The sequence below is a fragment of the Litchfieldia alkalitelluris genome (assembly GCF_002019645.1).
GTDB classification, from domain to species: Bacteria; Bacillota; Bacilli; order Bacillales; family Bacillaceae_L; genus Litchfieldia; species Litchfieldia alkalitelluris.
In genome coordinates this window covers 4,734,369-4,752,006 of the sequence record NZ_KV917374.1, presented here as the reverse complement: position 1 = coordinate 4,752,006, position 17,638 = coordinate 4,734,369, and the positions used below count along the sequence as shown (strand labels likewise).

Genomic DNA, 17,638 nt, shown 5'->3' with positions numbered 1-17,638 from the left:
GAGAAATTGACTATGTAATTACAAAGAAAGGTACTACTATGATAGCACCTTTTCCGTCTAATGAACCTTAATTGGAGTCGTAATAGCTCGGGAGGCCTTCACTTGCTGTGATGATTCTTGAACGATTATTACTGCTGCGATGACCAAGAAAATACCGATATATTGCCAAAGTGATAGTGTTTCTTTAAACACTAAAAAGCTAGATAGAGAAGCGACCACAGGTTCAATGGTTGCGATGATGGATGCTCGGCTTGTTTCAACAGACTGTAGTCCTTTTGTATAGAGTATATAGGCCAGTGTTGTGGAAAGGAGCCCAAGAGCAATCGTATATATCCATACCTTTGGGTTGTTAAATAAATGAAGTACGGAATGAAGGTTGCTAAAGGGTGTAATTCCGATTGCCGCAAAAATAAACGTATATACAGCAACTGTGAATGAATGATATTTTCTTAAAGCAAATTTTCCAAAGATACTATATAGTGCATAAAATAAACCCGAACCAAGGCCTAAGATAAGTCCATAGGTTGAAATGGTTTCATTTGCACTTGGAAAAATACCGATAACAAATGAACAACCTACTAATGTCGTAACTAATGCGATGATTTTTCTTGGAGTAAACCATTCTTTGAAAATAAATCTAGAGAGAATGGTAACAAAAGCAGGTGCTGTGTATAAGAGAATGGCTGCGATTGATATCGAAGTTTCCTGTATAGCTGTGAATAGGCACAAATTAAAAAATACAATACTAATGATTCCTGTACCAAAGAAATATTTACTGTCCTTAACTTTAATCTTTAAATAAGCTTTATTTTTTATGATAACGAAAATAATTAGAAAAAACGCAGCAGAAACTGCACGTACTGTTACAACCTGTATTGGTGAAAATCCAAGTTCATATAAATATGAAACGAAGATCCCAATCATTCCCCATAAAGCAGCTCCGGTAGCGATAAAAATCAAAGGTAGTTTATTACTCAACATTTTGGTCCTCCAGTAAGAAAAAGATTCTAAAAAGACACTAACAAAAATTTTTCCGTTTGAAAATACTTTATTGAAAATCATACAGAAATATCTATATATTTACATAATTTATAAAATTAAAAATTTATATATCCAGATACATGGATTGTATCTTATAATAATCTAGAAATCACTAAATTACATATTTAAAGGGGGATTTTCATGCAGGCAGTTGTTGATCAAATCAATGGATTTATCTGGAGTCCGGCACTTATTTATTTATGCTTAGCGGTGGGCCTATATTTTACAATTGCAACGAAGTTTCTTCAAGTAAGACATATGAAGGGGATTGGAAAACTAATGTTCCAACGTAGCTCTTCAGATGCTGGAATATCTTCATTTCAAGCATTAACAATGGCTCTTTCGGGTCGTGTAGGAACAGGTAATATTGCAGGGGTAGCAACAGCGATTGCTGCAGGTGGTCCTGGTGCTGTATTTTGGATGTGGTTAATCGCATTTTTAGGTGCTGGTTCAGCGTTCATCGAAGCAGCATTAGGTCAGGTATATAAAGTAAAGAAAGATGGCCAATTTCGTGGTGGCCCTGCATTTTATATTGAAAAAGGACTTAAAATTAAATGGTATGCAGTTTTATTTGCAGTAGTTACAGTGATCGCTACTGGTGCACTTCTTCCTGGTGTACAAGCAAATAGTATTGCTACTAGTGTTGATACAGCATTCGGGATTCCAAAATGGGTAACAGGGGCTGTCATCGTCGTATTTTTAGCAATTATTATTTTAGGTGGAGTAAAGAGGATTGCTCGAGTGGCTGAATTTGTGGTGCCTTTTATGGCTATCGGTTATATTTTAGTTGCTCTTATTATCATAGCTTTAAACATTGGTCAGTTACCTGAGGTTATCTCTCTCATCTTCAAGAGTGCCTTTGGTGTTGATGCGGCATTTGGTGGGATTATTGGTGCCGCGATTACATGGGGAGTAAAGCGTGGTATTTATTCTAATGAAGCTGGACAGGGAACTGCACCACATGCAGCAGCAGCTGCGGATGTCTCACATCCAGCGAAGCAGGGAATTGTTCAAGCATTCTCAGTTTATATCGATACACTATTTATTTGCTCAGCAACAGCATTCATGATTTTAATTACGGGTATGTATAATGTACACCCTGAAGGAGAAGAAGCGATTTATACTAACCTAGCAGATATGAAGCCAGGTCCAGGATATACACAATCAGCCGTTGAGTCGGTCCTTCCAGGTTTTGGAGCACCGTTTGTGGCAATTGCTTTATTATTTTTCGCGTTTACTACAATTATGGCTTACTATTATATGGCTGAAACAAATCTTGCGTACATTAATCGTAAATCTAGGAGATTATGGACTGAATATCTGTTGAAGTTTGTGTTATTAGGAATGGTGTTCTATGGAAGTGTTAAAGAAGCTGCTGTCGCTTGGGGTTTAGGTGATATAGGAGTAGGAAGTATGGCTTGGTTAAATATCATTGCGATTGTCTTATTAACAAAGCCTGCATTAAAGATTCTAAGAGACTATGAATCTCAGCTTAAAGATGGAAAAGATCCTGTTTTTAATCCAGTGAAGGTTGGAATAACGGATGCTGACTACTGGGAGAAGGAATATCAATATGAAGGTTCTGGAGAATTGAATTCAACACCACCAAAGACAAATAATACAATAAATAAAAACTAAAATAGCATAATGTAAGTTCTATCTAAAAGAACGGGTGACCTTGTGAAAGGTCACCCGTTTTTTAGTTGAGTATGTCGACCTATTATCATGTTGATAATGGGTCTTTTGAATTATTTATATAATTTTTAAAATTTCTGAAATTAACTGTTGTAAACTTATATAACATCATTTATAATAACAAATAACAACAAATGTTAGAAAACCTAACACAAAGAAAAGGGGAGTTAAAAAATGGATGCAGTCTTTTTGATGAATAACTTGTGGGTAACTGTTTCTGGGATTTTAGTCTTGTTTATGCTTGGTGGATTTATTTTACTAGAAGCTGGTTCAACAAGAATGAAAAATGCAGGTCATGTTGCTGGGAAAACTATTTTCACGATGGGCTTAGGTTCGTTAGTATTCTGGGCATTAGGTTTTGGTCTCATATATGGAGAAGGTAATAGTTTCATAGGTTTATCTAATTTCTTTTATGGTGACTTTACTACAATGGGAGAAGGTTTAGCTGGATCCGTTGATTTCTTTTTCCAATTAGCATTTGCATTAATTGCATTAACAATCGCATTTGGTGGGTTTGCAGAACGTGCTAAATTATCAGCTTACGTTGTCTTCGCGATTCTCTTCTCAATCCTTATCTATCCAGTGGTTGCACATTGGATTTGGGGTGGTGGATGGTTATCTGCACATGGCAAACAGGATTTTGCTGGTTCTACAGTCGTTCATTTAACAGGTGCAATGGCTGCCTTAGCTGCAACAATTATTTTAAAACCTCGTATTGGTAAATACAGTAAAGATGGAAAGTCTAACGATTTAGCTGGACACAATCAGGTTTATACTACATTGGGTGTATTAATACTTTGGGTAGGTTGGTTTGGATTTAATGCAGGAAGTACGTTTGGCGTAGATGGTGCATTTTTCGGATATGTAGCTTTAAATACTCAATTAGCAGCTGGTGCTGGTGCTGTTGCGGCAATGTTCATTGTTTGGGCAATGACAGGCAAGGCTGACATTCCGACTACTTTAAATGGTGCCTTAGCTGGTTTAGTAGCGATTACTGCTTCGTGTGCTTTCGTTGCTCCTTGGGCAGCTGTAGTAATTGGTTTAATTGGTGGTTTAATTGTTTTCTTCGCAATGAAATTCTTTGATAAAGCTAAAATTGATGATCCAATCTTTGCATTATCGGTACATGGTGCTGCAGGGATCTGGGGAACCATTTCAACTGGTTTCTTCGCTACTCCAGAATTAGCTGCAATGAACACAGGTGCTGCTGGATTATTCTATGGTGGCGGATTCCACCAATTGGGTGTTCAAATTATGGGTGTTGCTAGCTCTGGGTTATATGCATTCGTAGTTTCGTTTATCATCTTAAAAGTAATGAGTGTTGTAATGAAGGGTATAAGAGTAACTGAGGAAGAAGAAATCATTGGTCTTGACTTAAGTGAGCATGGTAGCTATGGTTATCCTGAGAACATGCCGCAAAGTGCAAGCAAAAACACTAGTGCTTAAGTTATAAATAAGATTATTCCGAAAATGGGAGATTACTAATGAATGATGAGTTGAGTTTGTTAAAGCAGTGGAGAGACGAACATATAAAAGCTTATACGAATAATCATGAAAGTTTAAATCAATTCCATGACGGATTAATGACAAAAACAATTCAGTTAGTTATAAAAAAAGTAGCGAGTGAGCAGGGGACACCTCCTGCCCACTTTGCTTTTTTTTTAATGGGAAGTGCAGGGAGATCTGAACAATCTGTTTGGAGTGATCAAGATCACGGGATTATCTTTGAGGGACATGGTAAAGGTCATCAGGATTATTTCTTGCGTTTGGGTAAAGAAATATCCGATGCTCTAGCAAAGGTTGGCTATGAGTATTGTGATGGGAAAGTGATGGCTTCAAATGTACTTTGGTGCAAATCGCTTAGTGAATGGAAAGAACAAATTTCTTCTTGGTTAATAGAAGAGAGTTGGGAATCATTAAGGCATTTTTCAACTTTCTTTGATTCAAGGGTTTTGATTGGCGAACATCAGTTGTTGTCATCGTTAAAAGAGTTGGCTTTTGTGAGGTTGAATTCAAATCCACGATTATATCTGAGATTATTGGAAAATGTATCTCATATCAAAAAAGGTGTTGGGTTATTTGGTCAGCTTATACCAATAGATACAGGTGAAGAGACTGGAAGTATCAATCTAAAAGAGAAAGTGTTCTTTTCTTATGTTAATTCTTTGAGGTTGTTAGCTTTAAAAGAAAAAATTAGTGAGCCCTCAACATTATCTAGGTTTATGTTACTCGCGGATGATTATAAGAATATTAAAGATTACCAAAATGACTTCGTGAGTTTATTGCAATATCGGCTTTACTTTCAACAGAATTCAACTAGCTATGAAGGGGTTCATTATTTAAAGCTTGAAAGTTTAACGAAAAAGGAGAAGCAAGAAATTAAACGCATCATGAAAAGAGGTTATAAACTCTTTTCTGAGACAAGAGCGATTATCGAAAAGGGTGATTGATATGGGGATCAATAATATGGTTCAATTTGTAAAACAATTGTCCGGGAGATTAAGTCCAAATATGTATACATCAATGGCAAGTCAAACAGATCCAGCTAGCATTGCTTTTTTACGCCAATTACAGAGAGAAATGAAAAGAGAAAATGTTTTGAGTATCCCCTTCAACGACTTGAAAGTGGTTGTTTTCGACTTAGAAACAACAGGCTTTAATCCTCAAAAAGGAGACCGTATTATTTCGATAGGTGCTGTGAAAATGCATGGTGAACAAGTGCTTGAGAAGGAAAGCTTTTATTCTTTAGTTCATAGTATAGAAGAACTACCCGCGGAAATTGTTGATTTAACAGGGATTACGAGTGAGGAGTTAAATGATGCGCCAACAATTGAAGTTGTTCTTAAAGACTTCTTTCAATTTGTAGGTAGTGATACACTTGTGGCTCATCACGCAAATCATGAAAGAAACTTTATGGAACATGCCACATGGTCTATCTCCAGAACTAATTTTCTACATCGTATTATTGATACTTCTTTTTTAACTAAAATTATTGAACCGAATGAGAAGTTGGTTACTTTATGTGAGAGTTGTTCTTATTTTGGTATTTCGATTGAGCAAAGGCACCATGCGTTACATGATGCGATTGCTGCAGCTAATCTTTGGTCGGCAAGTCTTAAATCTATTCACCAGCTAGGCTTTTCAGACCTTAATGATGTTTATTCCCATTTGGCTAAAATAAAGTAATGCCCTTATTCAACAGAATTTTAAATTTTAGGCTACTGACAAAGGTGGCTTTTTTTATTTTTTAGGCTAATTTCTTCGCCATGATAATGTGTGGAATACCGTCCTCTATGAATACATCAGACATCGTTTCGTAGCCTAGTTTTTTATAAAAATTTTCCGCGTGTGTTTGGGCATGTAATTTTACTTTATTTACACCTCTCTCTAGTGCTATTTCTTCAAGGGTTCTAATAATGATATTGCCGATCCCTTGTTTTCGGTGTGTTAATAGTATGCATATTCTTTCTAGTTTGCCTAAATCATCAACATATCTTATCCTTCCGGTTCCTACTGCTTCGTTTTCTTGAGAAACTAGTATGTGCTTGCAATCTGCTTCAAGATGATCAAATTGATCAAATTCATCCTCTAAAGGTACCCCTTGTTCCTCAACAAACACTTTTTTTCTTATTTCAAACGCTGATTCTAATTCATTTTTATTAGTTATTACTATTGTCTTCATTAATTAAATTCTCCTTCTATTTTATTATTATTAGTATAGTGTATTTCATGAAAAAATTACTATCAAAAAGGTAGAAACATGTAGTATATTGACTATAACGAGATTGGGGATATTTTCTGATTTTTGGAGGGTGGGTGGATATGGAAGCGGTTAAAGGGTTTTTGATGAATGCTCAATTTATAATTATGCCGATCTTATTTTCTCATTTCATTTTCTTTAGAGGTATTTATATCGAGGGTAGCCAGAAAAAGCGAATGTACATTTTTACAATGACCTCTATTATTTCAATTATTTTATGTATGAGTTTTCCTGTTCATTTAGGGAGCTTTATCTTTGACTTACACTTAATTCCTTTATTGTTGGGGATTTTATATGGAGGAAAAAAAGGTGGTTTTATAACCCTTGGTGTTATCGTATTTTATCGATTTATATTAGGTGGAGGAATTGGTGCCTATATAACCATTTTTGAGACTGTTTTTGTTTTATTAATTACGATGCCGTTAGTGAAGCGAATAAGGAGTAGTAATGTACTACAGCGGATAGCTTATTCTTCTTCTATCTGTATTTCTCCATTAATTATTGGGTACATCATTAGTTTGTTTATACTTGATAATCCCCCACATTTACTTGTTTTAGGTTTATGTTTTATTACCATATTAACTTTAGGGATGGTTTTTATTATCATTGACATTATGTCTGAACGTTACAAATACTTTAATGCGGTTCGAAAATCTGAAAAACTTGAGGTTGTCAGTCAATTAGCGGCATCTATCTCACACGAGGTACGTAATCCGCTAACGGTGACGAAAGGATTTTTGCAATTGTTGAATGGTGATGAAGAAGACCTTAAGAAGAAGAGCTATATCGAGCTAGCGTTAAATCAATTAAATGATGCAGAAGTTATTATATCTGACTATCTTACTTTTGCTAAACCTGAAGGCTCGGATGGAACTACGATTCAGTTACATAAAGAAATTTCTTATGTGCTTTCTGTATTACGACCTTTAGCTAATCATTATTCGGTTTCAATCAATTCTCAAATGATTTCTGTAGACATTCAAGGAGATGTCAGTAAGTTCAGACAATGTTTTATAAATATTTTGAAAAATTGTTTAGAGGCAATGCCCGATGGAGGAACACTTAATTTAAGTACATATTTAATGGGTGACACGGTATTTGTAAAAATTCAGGATAGTGGGATAGGTATGTCGGAGGAACAATTAAAAAGACTTGGCGAACCTTACTTTTCGACAAAAACAAAGGGGACCGGCTTAGGAATGATGGTTTCCTTTAGTGTGATAAGATCACTTGGTGGAACGGTTAATGTTGAAAGTGTGCAGAATGAAGGAACAACCTTTGTTATTGGGTTTCCATATCTAACATGTTTGGATGAATTGGCATAAAAAAGGGCTTACGAACCTATGGGTTTCCGTACCCTGTCACAAAACGTCAATTTGCACGGTACAACCCAAGGTGTAATTTTTTTGCACTATTATAATATGTAGGGCAATTTATAAGGTTAGGTGGATAAAAAGCATTAAAAATAGCAAGGGTTTAGACATTTGCTATTGGCTAATTATTGAATGCGTACTACGAAGTTTGCAGTACTCAGCCTTCTCGACTTGATTTTGTCTAGGTATGAGAATTCTTAAGCGGAGAATTTCCCTCTATTCTATCTAGGGAAGCTCAAAAAGCGAATATAAGCGGAGGTATTCCCGTTAACTGCCTTGAATAAGACAGAATCTAAAGATTTGGGCTAATTAAGTGGAAAAACTCCCCTTATTTGTATGAAAATATGGGTATTTCCTAATTTAGCGGTAATTTCTCCGTTTATATTTCAAATATAGTGAAATCAGCTTTCGGGTTAATAGAGCATAACTGATATTTTCTGTTCTATATATCAATTTCTAAGGGGAAATGTAGTGTGTTTAGCTGAGGTACACAGGCTATTGTCCCCCCCTACATTTTAATAATAAATTGCATTACAAATCCTCCAATAAATTTATCGAAACCCCTTTATATTAAACAAAACCCCTTTATATCAAACAAAATGACCTCCAAATTCCCAACAATTTGAAGGTTATTTTATTTGACATTTTTTATGTTTGGGCAAGGAAATGGAATTCGTTTAAAGAGCCTTCCTTTTTTATAGTGCCTAAAATCGGTTTAACATATGATTGGATTAGAGTGAACTCTATAATATCTATTGTAAACGGAAAGTGAATGTAATGTTAGGTAGAGCCTTATTTTTACACGTTTTTTTAAAATTCGATATATAATATCTGAATAACATGATGGAAAAATCCCACTTTTAGCAAATAATAAAGCTATAACCTGATTTTTGGATAAAGCAAGTTGCTTTACTAACAGTTTTTGTTGGACTTATGATAACCTTTACTTGTAATCATCTGATTAATTTTTTGGAGGAAGATTGTTTTGATTAATACTAATGTAGTATCTATATTAGAAAATAAAATAAATATAATTAAACATAATGAAGAGTTCATATATCTAGTAGGTCCTATTAAATTACCTGTCAATCTTGATGGAGAAACGACCGTTTTTCAATGGTATTGTTGGCTGCGATGTAGTGATATTGATGGAGATTTCTGTGGAGATGGCTCTTTTAATTTAGAGAAAATTATCGAAAGATTAGCTTCTTCAAATTTAGCTGAAATGCAGCAGTCTAGTGTCTTAGTTTATGGAGATTTTGAAAATGCTGAAGAAACGCTTATTCGAATGCATAGTATCTGTCACACAGGTGATATTTTTGGGAGTAAGCGCTGTGATTGTGGTTTCCAGCTGAAATCGGCGATGAAGATGATAGCTGCTCAAGGGTCTGGTGCGTTATTTTATTTATCGAATCATGAAGGTAGAGGAATAGGGCTTTTTAGTAAGGCGTTAGCTTATATTTTACAGGAAGATGGGTTTGATACAGTTGAAGCGAATCTGAATTTAGGATTTGTTGATGATGCGAGAAGTTATGAAGATGCTATTGCTGTGTTAAAAACGCTACGTACAAAACCAGTAACGCTTATTACTAATAATCCACGTAAGTTAGAGGCGTTGCAGGAATCAGGGGCAAATGTATCAGGCCGTATTCCTTTGTGGGGAGACAAATCTGAATATAACGAAAAATATCTAGAGACGAAAATTAAGAGATCTGGTCACTTCAGAGGCGACTTAAATGAGTAGTCATGAATTTTATATGAACCTAGCCCTTCAAAATGCAGTATCTATGAAGGGGCAAACTGACCCAAATCCATTGGTTGGTTCCGTTATAGTGAATGATAACCAGATTGTAGGAATTGGTGCTCACCTAAAAACGGGTGGACCGCATGCTGAAGTTCACGCTCTTCAAATGGCGGGAGAAAAGGCAGAGGGAGGGACCATCTACGTAACACTTGAACCTTGCTCGCATCATGGAAGAACAGGTCCGTGTGCAGAAGCGATTGTTAGAGCTGGACTAAAAAAAGTGGTTGTCGCAACACTTGATCCGAATCCGGTTGTTTCAGGAAACGGGATCAAAATCTTGGAAAATGCGGGACTTGAAGTAATTGTTGGTGTTTGTGAAGAAGACTCACGAAGAATGAATGAAGTATTTAATAAATACATTACAACTAAAACACCTTTTATTACATTAAAGTCTGCAACTACACTCGATGGAAAAATTGCTGCTTACACTTCAGATAGCAAATGGATCACATCAGAAGAAGCTAGGCATGATGTGCATCAATTAAGGAATGAGCATGCTGCTATTTTAGTTGGAGTAAATACTGTCATCAAGGATGATCCTGAATTAACAACTAGAATAATGAATGGAAGGAATCCGATAAGGGTTATATTGGATACAACTTTAAAAATCCCCTTGATTTCCAAGGTTGTGAAAGACCAACTTGCTGAGACTTGGGTATTTACTGGAGTGAATCATTCGGAGCAAAAGAAACAAGAGTTAGAAAAACATGGAGTGAAAGTTTTTGTTACATCAGGGAATACTAGAGTGAGTTTGCCTGAGGTTTTAACCATATTGGGTCAACATCATATTTCATCTTTATTAATAGAAGGTGGAGGAGAAGTGAATGCTGCATTTATTGAGGAGCATTTAGTTGATAAGTTAGTGCTGTATATCGCGCCAAAATTAATTGGTGGTAAAAGTGCGCCAACGTTCTTGGAAGGTGTAGGAATTGATAAAATGAGTCGTGCAGTTGATTTAGAGGATTTGAAAATTGAGAAACTTGGACCTGATTACAGATTTGTAGCTTATCCTCGTTATAGATAAGGCCTTATTCCTTTTTGGGATAAGGTTTTTTTATTTAGGAAAATATTCGCGTCATGAGTCACTTTAGTAAGGTTTTCGTAAATTATGAAAAACACTTTACACTGTACAGAATACAAACAAACCTGGGAGGTAACTATAACATAGTCTCTCAAAAAAAAAAGGGGGAAAGAGTACACTTGGTAAAAGTAAAGATTATACATAAAACTTTAGAGTTTCAGAAGTTACCTACATATAATTCGGGTGAGCGTCTAAATCGATGCTAAGTGTACATTTTACCAAATATTTTTAGGAGTTTTAATCGACTATATTAGGAAATATAAGGACATGAAAAGGAGGAATTTAAATGTCGTCTAAGAAAACAAATTCAACTGATTTAGCGGGTAGATATTATGAACCGGAAGATTATAAAAAAGAAGATGAGTTATCACAAGGGCTTGCAATAACTCACGAACAGGCTAGTGATGTTATGACTGAGGGTGAAATAAAACCAGTTATTGAAAATGTAAATGGTGAAGATATTGAAATACCGAGAGTAGGATACACAGAAGACAAATAGAACTGTGGTGAAGGGTATTATACCCTCACCATTTTTCTTCGATTCCTAAATTAAAAGGAAGGTATTATATGAAGGAAAATAGTGCGAAAAAGTCCAAGGGAAAGATGAAATGGTGGCAGCTGTCTTTATTTGGTGTCGGTTGTACTATTGGAACTGGATTCTTCCTAGGTTCTAGTATAGCGATTACTAAGAGTGGGCCAGCAGTTTTGATTTTATTTATATTAGCTGCGATAGGAACGTATTTTGTTTTTGATGCATTGGCAAAAATGACTGCCTCTGATCCACAAAAAGGAGCATTTCGTACCTATGCTAAAAAGGCGTTTGGGCATTGGGCTGGATTTAGTATCGGTTGGGTCTATTGGGCTTCTGAAATGCTTATTATGGGAAGTCAATTAACCGCACTTTCAATTTTCTCGCAATTTTGGTTTCCGAAGGTTCCGCTTTGGATATTTGCGACAGGTTATGCCGTATTAGGAATTATTGTTCTATTAATAGGTGTTAAGTGGTTAAACAGGGTAGAGGGTTTTTTGGCAGTAATTAAAATTGCGGCAATAATGATGTTCATTATAATTGCATCAGCTGGTTTGTTAGGAATGTTTGGGGGGGTAGATGGCAACCTACCAACAACAACTGAGGAATTTTTTCCAAGACCATTCATAGGATTGTGGTCTGCGTTAATCTTGGCTTTTTATGCATTTGGTGGGATAGAAATTATGGGCTTGATGGCAACTCAACTGAAAAATCCAAAAGAAGCCCCAAAAGCTGGAAAAGTTATGATTTTATTATTAACAGTAATTTATGTTGCATCAATTGGATTAGCGGTTATTCTTGTTCCATGGGATGCGTTTAATACTGAAAAGAGTCCATTCGTTACGGGCTTGCGGAATTTTGATTTGTCTTTTATTCCGCACTTATTCAATTCAGCATTAATTATTGCGGGCTTTTCTACGATGGCTGCAGCTCTTTTTGGTGTAACAAGTATTTTAGTCAATTTATCAGAGGATGGAGATGCGCCCAAGTTTTTCTCGAAGAAAGGAAAATTGAAAATCCCAATACCTGCTTTGGGCTTAACGACGGCTGGATTGGTCACTTCTATAGTATTGTCTTTGCTTATGCCAGATTCAATTTATGAGTATATCACTACCGGTGCAGGATTAATGCTGTTGTATAATTGGGCTTTTATCCTATTATCTGCATGTAGAAACCTTTCGCCAGGGTTGTTGGACCGAATAAAATATTATACAGGTCTTGTACTGATTTTTCTTGCGGTATCAGGAACAATCCTAACTAAAGAGAGTAGGCCGGGTTTTTTTATCAGTTTGGGATTTGTTATCTTAATAGGAGCAATCACCTTAAAAATGAACTCTGTCTGGAAAAAAAGTGAAGGTAAATCAGGGTCTTCTTCTTTGTTTAAAAAACTTGAAAAGCCATAAATAATACCTTCGATTTACATCAGTATATCGAAGGTACTATTTTATATTCCGAAAAGTAACCGTATTCCTTGAATTCCAAAGTAAACACCGAATCCTATGAGAGACAAGCCTGATAAAAAGGAGATAAGCGTCAATAGTTGTGATGTTAAAAATTTCCTAAAACTACTAGATACAGCTGCCATTGTCACATCCCATAATAATAAACCGATAAAAATAGCTGCACTATATAGAATCAGTTGAGCATTTGCATAGGTAGAAGCTGTTTTTGCTAAAACTGATCCGAAGATTCCGAGCCAAAACAAGATGGTTAAAGGGTTTGTTAATGACATCAAAAAACCTGAAAAAAATGCTTTAATAGGACGTTCTTCTTTATCGCGAAATTGCTTTGACTGAATTTGTCCGGCGCTGAATAAACTTTCGATCCCAGTATATATGAGGACAAATGCTCCGAAAAGCCATAAAAAGGTTTTTACCATTGGAGTGTCAATGAATTGAACAACCCCAAAGTAAACAATAAGCATATAAACCCCATCCGCTACAACTGCCCCAACTCCTACCAACCAAGCATGTAGAAATCCGTGTTTGATGCCCCGGTCAATTTGTGCAGCATTTACCGGACCTATTGGTGCTGCTAATGAAAGACCTAGTAAGATATAACTTAAAAAAACGCTCAAGTTCTACACCCCTCCTGAAGTAATGAAGATTCTTCTTTATAGGACGTAATTTGAAATAGAGTATGACCTAATAAAAAAGAACTTGTCTACAAATCCTATTCAGGAAGTCTGGCTTGTACTACAAAAATTTTAAAAGAATTAAAGCTCGTATTTTTAAAAGACAGGGGTGATTAACATCGTGAGTAATGTGAAAGAGATATTAGAAATTGTAGGTGAAGCTCAAAAAGCTGTTATTGAAGCGCAAGGCGTTGATGATCCCGAACGTTTTCAAAATGCTCAATATAAACTTGCTAGCGCAAAGCAGATGTTAAGTGAAATGAACACGCAAGGAATGGAAGAGAGTTCTTTAATTGAAATTAGGAGAGCAGAAGAGTTGGTAAGACATTTATCTGAAGCCCATGAAGCTAATAGAGCATATTAAAAAATTTAGCTATTTTACTTGATCTTTATGATTTGTGGAGTAATGGTGCCGCTCTACTTAGTACGAAGTTTTTTAAATGACATAGTAAAAAGATAGATGAAGACGAAGTGTCTTATCTATCTTTTTTCCTTTTAATACTATTTTCAATTATTACACCTATTTTTTGTTCTTCTTTTTTGAGTTAGTTTTATCTTGTTGGAAGGCACTTTCGGTTTCGTGGTCATTTTTAATTTGTTCTATACTGCTATTTGTAATTCCGTTCTTCTTCATATATATCACCACCTTTAACAATAGTATTTTGTCTAAAAATAGATTCCCTATTCATTAGAGAGGTTGAAATATGGTTTTGTATTAGATGTGTTCTTACGATAACATTCTATATATTTCCATGCAGAATAAGTTGACTTCTATGAAATGATAATGGTATGATAAGTCCTGTTCCTACGAGAGAGTCATTCGTTCGTATGAATGAAAAAACTATTTCAAAAAAACATTTGACATCGATTGATAGAAATGTTAAATTAATAAAGCTGTTTCGAAAGTTCTTTGAAAACTGAACACAATAAACAAGCGTCAACGTTTAATCTAGTTTTAAATTTTTATTTGAGCAATCAAATATCTCTTATTGGAGAGTTTGATCCTGGCTCAGGATGAACGCTGGCGGCGTGCCTAATACATGCAAGTCGAGCGGATTAAAGGAAGCTTGCTTCCTTTAATTAGCGGCGGACGGGTGAGTAACACGTGGGCAACCTGCCTGTAAGACTGGGATAACTTCGGGAAACCGGAGCTAATACCGGATAATATAAAGAACCTCATGGTTCTCTATTAAAAGATGGTTTCGGCTATCACTTACAGATGGGCCCGCGGCGCATTAGCTAGTTGGTGAGGTAACGGCTCACCAAGGCAACGATGCGTAGCCGACCTGAGAGGGTGATCGGCCACACTGGGACTGAGACACGGCCCAGACTCCTACGGGAGGCAGCAGTAGGGAATCTTCCGCAATGGACGAAAGTCTGACGGAGCAACGCCGCGTGAACGATGAAGGCCTTCGGGTCGTAAAGTTCTGTTGTTAAGGAAGAACAAGTACGAGAGTAACTGCTCGTACCTTGACGGTACTTAACCAGAAAGCCACGGCTAACTACGTGCCAGCAGCCGCGGTAATACGTAGGTGGCAAGCGTTATCCGGAATTATTGGGCGTAAAGCGCTCGCAGGCGGTCTTTTAAGTCTGATGTGAAAGCCCCCGGCTCAACCGGGGAGGGTCATTGGAAACTGGGAGACTTGAGTGCAGAAGAGGAGAGTGGAATTCCACGTGTAGCGGTGAAATGCGTAGAGATGTGGAGGAACACCAGTGGCGAAGGCGACTCTCTGGTCTGTAACTGACGCTGAGGAGCGAAAGCGTGGGGAGCGAACAGGATTAGATACCCTGGTAGTCCACGCCGTAAACGATGAGTGCTAAGTGTTAGGGGGTTTCCGCCCCTTAGTGCTGCAGCAAACGCATTAAGCACTCCGCCTGGGGAGTACGGTCGCAAGACTGAAACTCAAAGGAATTGACGGGGGCCCGCACAAGCGGTGGAGCATGTGGTTTAATTCGAAGCAACGCGAAGAACCTTACCAGGTCTTGACATCCCTATGACCGCTCTAGAGATAGAGTTTTCCCTTCGGGGACAAAGGTGACAGGTGGTGCATGGTTGTCGTCAGCTCGTGTCGTGAGATGTTGGGTTAAGTCCCGCAACGAGCGCAACCCTTGATCTTAGTTGCCAGCATTCAGTTGGGCACTCTAAGGTGACTGCCGGTGACAAACCGGAGGAAGGTGGGGATGACGTCAAATCATCATGCCCCTTATGACCTGGGCTACACACGTGCTACAATGGATGGTACAAAGGGCAGCAAAACCGCGAGGTTAAGCGAATCCCATAAAACCATTCTCAGTTCGGATTGCAGGCTGCAACTCGCCTGCATGAAGCTGGAATCGCTAGTAATCGCGGATCAGCATGCCGCGGTGAATACGTTCCCGGGCCTTGTACACACCGCCCGTCACACCACGAGAGTTTGTAACACCCGAAGTCGGTGGGGTAACCTAAGATGAAACTTGTTTCATCTAGGAGCCAGCCGCCTAAGGTGGGACAGATGATTGGGGTGAAGTCGTAACAAGGTAGCCGTATCGGAAGGTGCGGCTGGATCACCTCCTTTCTAAGGAAACTGAATCTCTTATGAGATTCATAAAAAGACGCTTGATTTATTGTGGTCAGTTTTGAAGGAACTTTCCTTCTATTAGAATTCGTACCTTGAAAACTAGATAACGTAACAAGACATTCATTAAGAATTAAAACCAAAGTAATAAACTGTAAAGTTTTTACGACTTTAACTTAGGTTAAGTTAGTAAGGGCGCACGGTGGATGCCTTGGCACTAGGAGCCGATGAAGGACGGGACTAACACCGATATGCTTCGGGGAGCTGTAAGTAAGCTTTGATCCGAAGATTTCCGAATGGGGAAACCCACTGCTCGTAATGGAGTAGTATCTCTACCTGAATTCATAGGGTAGTTGAAGGTAAACCCGGGGAACTGAAACATCTAAGTACCCGGAGGAAGAGAAAGCAAACGCGATTTCCTGAGTAGCGGCGAGCGAAACGGAAAATAGCCCAAACCAAGAGGCTTGCCTCTTGGGGTTGTAGGACACTCTGTACGGAGTTACAAAAGAACGAGGTAGATGAAGTGATCTGGAAAGGTCAGCCACAGAAGGTAACAGCCCTGTAGTCGAAACTTCGTTCTCTCTAGAGTGGATCCTGAGTACGGCGGGACACGAGAAATCCCGTCGGAAGCAGGGAGGACCATCTCCCAAGGCTAAATACTCCCTAGTGACCGATAGTGAACCAGTACCGTGAGGGAAAGGTGAAAAGCACCCCGGAAGGGGAGTGAAAGAGATCCTGAAACCGTGTGCCTACAAGTAGTCAGAGCCCTATGATTTTTCCTTCGGAAAATATCAGGGTGATGGCGTGCCTTTTGTAGAATGAACCGGCGAGTTACGATCACGTGCAAGGTTAAGTTGATAAGACGGAGCCGCAGCGAAAGCGAGTCTTAAATAGGGCGCATGAGTACGTGGTTGTAGACCCGAAACCAGGTGATCTACCCATGTCCAGGGTGAAGTTCAGGTAACACTGAATGGAGGCCCGAACCCACGCACGTTGAAAAGTGCGGGGATGAGGTGTGGGTAGCGGAGAAATTCCAATCGAACTTGGAGATAGCTGGTTCTCTCCGAAATAGCTTTAGGGCTAGCCTTGAACATGAGAGTCTTGGAGGTAGAGCACTGATTGGACTAGGGGCCCCCAACGGGTTACCGAATTCAGTCAAACTCCGAATGCCAAAGACTTATATTCAGGAGTCAGACTGCGAGTGATAAGATCCGTAGTCAAGAGGGAAACAGCCCAGACCACCAGCTAAGGTCCCAAAGTATACGTTAAGTGGAAAAGGATGTGGAGTTGCCCAGACAACCAGGATGTTGGCTTAGAAGCAGCCACCATTTAAAGAGTGCGTAATAGCTCACTGGTCGAGTGACTCTGCGCCGAAAATGTACCGGGGCTAAACGTATCACCGAAGCTGTGGATTGTTCTTTTAGAACAATGGTAGGAGAGCGTTCTAAGTGCAGTGAAGTCAGACCGGAAGGACTGGTGGAGCGCTTAGAAGTGAGAATGCCGGTATGAGTAGCGAAAGAGGGGTGAGAATCCCCTCCACCGTATGCCTAAGGTTTCCTGAGGAAGGCTCGTCCGCTCAGGGTAAGTCGGGACCTAAGCCGAGGCCGAAAGGCGTAGGCGATGGACAACAGGTTGAAATTCCTGTACCACCTCCTCACCGTTTGAG

The 17,638-nt window shown here is 38.3% G+C and carries 14 protein-coding genes, 1 rRNA gene and 1 other annotated feature (1 of these 16 running past the window's edge); of the genes, 11 read left to right on the top strand and 4 right to left on the bottom strand.

Annotation, left to right across the window (positions count from 1 at the left end):
* Positions 1-57: 57 nt before the first annotated feature.
* Positions 58-978: a DMT family transporter gene (locus BK579_RS22445; protein ID WP_078550771.1), complete on the bottom strand. Its 921-nt coding sequence runs from the start codon at positions 976-978 to the stop codon at positions 58-60.
* A gap of 204 nt (positions 979-1,182) precedes the next feature.
* Here BK579_RS22445 and BK579_RS22440 point away from each other — a divergent pair, with 204 nt between their 5' ends.
* The 4 genes from BK579_RS22440 to BK579_RS22425 all read left to right on the top strand — a co-directional run bounded on the left by BK579_RS22440 (position 1,183) and on the right by BK579_RS22425 (position 5,922).
* Entirely contained in the window at positions 1,183-2,679 is a 1,497-nt protein-coding gene (locus BK579_RS22440) for an alanine/glycine:cation symporter family protein (RefSeq protein WP_078549391.1), read from the top strand.
* Positions 2,680-2,910: 231 nt separating this feature from the next.
* Positions 2,911-4,182, top strand: a complete 1,272-nt coding sequence (locus tag BK579_RS22435; protein WP_078549390.1) for an ammonium transporter — start codon at positions 2,911-2,913, stop codon at positions 4,180-4,182.
* Between the two features lie 38 nt (positions 4,183-4,220).
* Positions 4,221-5,186 (top strand): DUF294 nucleotidyltransferase-like domain-containing protein, encoded by a 966-nt coding sequence (locus BK579_RS22430; RefSeq protein ID WP_078549388.1) that lies wholly within the window; start codon positions 4,221-4,223, stop codon positions 5,184-5,186.
* Position 5,187: 1 nt separating this feature from the next.
* Complete coding sequence (locus tag BK579_RS22425; RefSeq protein ID WP_078549386.1) at positions 5,188-5,922, top strand: exonuclease domain-containing protein; 735 nt, start codon at positions 5,188-5,190, stop codon at positions 5,920-5,922.
* Positions 5,923-5,983: 61 nt separating this feature from the next.
* On the opposite strand, the gene BK579_RS22420 is transcribed toward BK579_RS22425, so the two are convergent.
* The gene (locus BK579_RS22420; protein ID WP_078549384.1) at positions 5,984-6,418 is read right to left on the bottom strand and encodes a GNAT family N-acetyltransferase; all 435 of its coding nucleotides are present in this window, start codon (positions 6,416-6,418) and stop codon (positions 5,984-5,986) included.
* Positions 6,419-6,558: 140 nt separating this feature from the next.
* Here BK579_RS22420 and BK579_RS22415 point away from each other — a divergent pair, with 140 nt between their 5' ends.
* The 5 genes from BK579_RS22415 (at position 6,559) to BK579_RS22395 (ending at position 12,686) form a co-directional block, all read left to right on the top strand.
* Complete coding sequence (locus BK579_RS22415; RefSeq protein ID WP_078549382.1) at positions 6,559-7,821, top strand: sensor histidine kinase; 1,263 nt, start codon at positions 6,559-6,561, stop codon at positions 7,819-7,821.
* Positions 7,822-8,854: 1,033 nt separating this feature from the next.
* Positions 8,855-9,613, top strand: a complete 759-nt coding sequence (locus tag BK579_RS22410) for a GTP cyclohydrolase II (RefSeq protein ID WP_078549380.1) — start codon at positions 8,855-8,857, stop codon at positions 9,611-9,613.
* Positions 9,606-10,697: a bifunctional diaminohydroxyphosphoribosylaminopyrimidine deaminase/5-amino-6-(5-phosphoribosylamino)uracil reductase RibD gene (gene ribD / locus BK579_RS22405; RefSeq protein ID WP_078549378.1), complete on the top strand. Its 1,092-nt coding sequence runs from the start codon at positions 9,606-9,608 to the stop codon at positions 10,695-10,697. The genes BK579_RS22410 and ribD overlap by 8 nt, the downstream gene beginning before the upstream one ends.
* 343 nt (positions 10,698-11,040) lie before the next feature.
* Positions 11,041-11,253, top strand: coding sequence for a YozQ family protein (locus tag BK579_RS22400; RefSeq protein WP_078549376.1), 213 nt, complete (start codon positions 11,041-11,043; stop codon positions 11,251-11,253).
* 68 nt (positions 11,254-11,321) lie between these two features.
* Positions 11,322-12,686 carry an amino acid permease gene (locus BK579_RS22395; protein ID WP_078549374.1) on the top strand — a complete coding sequence of 455 codons (1,365 nt, stop codon included), beginning with the start codon at positions 11,322-11,324 and terminating at the stop codon, positions 12,684-12,686.
* Positions 12,687-12,727: 41 nt separating this feature from the next.
* Here the strand turns inward: BK579_RS22395 and BK579_RS22390 are convergent, their stop codons facing one another.
* Positions 12,728-13,360 (bottom strand): LysE family transporter, encoded by a 633-nt coding sequence (locus BK579_RS22390; RefSeq protein ID WP_078549373.1) that lies wholly within the window; start codon positions 13,358-13,360, stop codon positions 12,728-12,730.
* Between the two features lie 178 nt (positions 13,361-13,538).
* On the opposite strand from BK579_RS22390, the gene BK579_RS22385 reads away from it, so the two are divergent.
* The gene (locus BK579_RS22385) at positions 13,539-13,781 is read left to right on the top strand and encodes a hypothetical protein (RefSeq protein ID WP_078549371.1); all 243 of its coding nucleotides are present in this window, start codon (positions 13,539-13,541) and stop codon (positions 13,779-13,781) included.
* Between the two features lie 156 nt (positions 13,782-13,937).
* On the opposite strand, the gene BK579_RS22380 is transcribed toward BK579_RS22385, so the two are convergent.
* Positions 13,938-14,051 (bottom strand): biofilm-forming protein, encoded by a 114-nt coding sequence (locus tag BK579_RS22380; protein ID WP_078549370.1) that lies wholly within the window; start codon positions 14,049-14,051, stop codon positions 13,938-13,940.
* A gap of 352 nt (positions 14,052-14,403) precedes the next feature.
* Here BK579_RS22380 and BK579_RS22375 point away from each other — a divergent pair.
* Positions 14,404-15,972, top strand: a 16S ribosomal RNA gene (locus BK579_RS22375).
* Positions 15,973-16,151: 179 nt separating this feature from the next.
* Positions 16,152-17,638: a sequence feature (mutual gap in cmsearch alignment for this rRNA model is longer than 100), on the top strand (it continues 932 nt past the right edge of the window).